The organism is Mycobacterium sp., from assembly GCF_049281135.1.
GTDB lineage: Bacteria > Actinomycetota > Actinomycetes > Mycobacteriales > Mycobacteriaceae > Mycobacterium.
The window spans coordinates 1-2,434 of sequence record NZ_JBAPRN010000453.1; the positions used below are offsets into that span (position 1 = coordinate 1).

The 2,434-nt window shown below is 68.2% G+C and carries 1 protein-coding gene; it reads left to right on the forward strand.

What is annotated here, in order from left to right:
- On the forward strand, nucleotides 1–2,434 hold a 2,434-nt coding region (locus tag WAN02_RS18305), incomplete at both ends, for an acyltransferase domain-containing protein (protein ID WP_422265663.1).

Here is a 2,434-nt window from a genome sequence, read left to right on the forward strand (position 1 = left end):
CCTGGTCGCCGGCCTGCCCAGCGTGCCGGCCGAGTTGACGGTCACCGCAACGGCTTCGGTGGCTACCGACACCGAAGTCGGCCGCGTCGTTCCGATCTCGGTGACGGTTGCCTCAGCCGATCGCACCGTGCTGGCCACCATGGAGGAGCGGTTCGCGATCCGTGGTCGCACCGGGGCCGCCGAGTTGACCGATCCGCTGCGGGCAGGCGGCGCGGTGTCGGAGAACGCCACCGACACCCCGCGGCGTCGCCGCCGCGACGTCACGCTCACCGCGCCGGTCGACATGCGGCCGTTCGCGGTGGTGTCCGGAGATCACAACCCGATCCACACCGACCGGGCCGCCGCGCTGCTGGCCGGCTTGGAATCGCCGATCGTGCACGGCATGTGGCTGTCGGCCGCCGCGCAACATGTCGTCACCGCCACCGACGGTCAGGCCCGGCCGCCGGCTCGGCTGATCGGCTGGACGGCCCGCTTCCTGGGCATGGTGCGACCCGGTGACGAAGTGGACTTCCGCGTTGACCGTGTCGGAATCGACCAGGGTGCAGAGGTTTTGGAGGTTGCTGCCCGCATCGGCTCCGACTTGGTGATGTCGGCCACGGCACGGCTCGCCGCGCCGAAGACGGTCTACGCGTTCCCCGGCCAGGGGATCCAGCATAAGGGCATGGGCATGGACGTCCGGGCTCGTTCCAAGGCCGCCCGCAAGGTGTGGGACGACGCGGACAAGTACACCCGCGGGACCCTTGGCTTCTCGATCCTGCACGTCGTGCGGGACAACCCGACCAGCCTGATCGCCAGCGGCGTGCACTACCAACACCCCGAGGGCGTGCTGTATCTCACCCAGTTCACTCAGGTCGCCATGGCGACGGTGGCCGCGGCGCAGGTCGCCGAGATGCGGGAGCAGGGCGCCTTCGTGGAAGACGCGATCGCGTGCGGTCACTCCGTCGGTGAGTACACGGCGCTGGCCTGTGTGAGCGATATCTACGGGCTGGAAGCGTTGCTGGAGACGGTGTTTCAGCGCGGGTCGAACATGCATGACATCGTGCCGCGCGATGAGCTCGGCCGGTCCAACTACCGGCTGGCCGCGATCCGGCCGTCGCAGATCGATCTCGACGATGCCGACGTGCCGGAGTTTGTCGAGGAGATCTCTCGGCGCACCGGGGAGTTCCTGCAGATCGTCAACTTCAACCTGCGCGGCGCGCAGTACGCGATCGCGGGCACGGTCCATGGCCTGGAGGCCCTCGAAGAAGAGGTGGAGCGCCGACGCGAAATCACCGGCGGCAAGCGGTCGTTCATCCTGGTGCCGGGCATCGACGTGCCGTTCCACTCCGAAGTGCTGCGGGTCGGCGTCGCCGACTTCCGTCGCTCGCTGGAACGGGCTATGCCGCGGGGCAAAGACCCTGAGGTGATCATCGGGCGCTACATCCCGAACTTGGTGCCGCGGCCGTTCAGTCTGGACCGCGACTTCATCCAGGAGATCCGGGATCTGGTGCCGGCCGAGCCGTTGGACGAGATCCTCGAGAACTACGACTACTGGCGCAACGAGCGCCCGTTCGACTTGGCGCGCACACTGATCATCGAGCTGTTGGCCTGGCAGTTCGCCAGCCCGGTGCGGTGGATCGAAACCCAGGATCTGCTGTTCACCGAGGAAGCCGCCGGCGGACTGGGAGTGGAGCGGTTCGTCGAGATTGGTGTGAAGTCCGCGCCGACGGTCGCCGGGCTGGCCACCAATACCCTCAAGCTGCCCGAGTATGCCCACAGCACAGTCGAAGTGCTCAACGCTGAGCGCGATGCCGCGGTGCTGTTCGCCACTGACACCGACCCCGAGCCCGACGACGTTCTGGAGGTCGAGGAGTCCGACGCTGTCGCGTCGGAAGGCGCGCCCGGCCCTGACGTCGCGCCTGCCGTCGCCACCGCTCCCGCGGTGGCTCCGTCCGGTGCTCCAAGGCCCGATGACATCGGGTTCGATGCCGCCGACGCGACGCTGGCGTTGATTGCGCTGTCGGCCAAGATGCGCATCGACCAGATCGAGGAGCTGGACTCTATCGAGTCCATCACCGACGGTGCCTCCTCGCGGCGCAACCAGTTGCTGGTCGACCTTGGTTCAGAGCTGAACCTGGGCGCCATCGACGGCGCCGCCGAAGCCGACCTGGCCGGGCTGCGCGTTCAGGTCACCAAGCTGGCCCGCACCTACAAGCCTTACGGTCCAGTGCTTTCCGACGCGATCAACGACCAGTTGCGCACGATCCTGGGTCCGTCCGGTAAGCGGCCCGCGGCCATCGCCGAGCGGGTGACCAAGACCTGGGAGCTCGGCGAAGGATGGGTCAAGCACGTCACGATCGAGGTCGCGCTGGGTACCCGCGAGGGCACCAGCGTCCGGGGTGGCGCAATGGGCCACCTGCACGAGGGCGCGCTGGCCGACGCCGCCGCCGTCGAC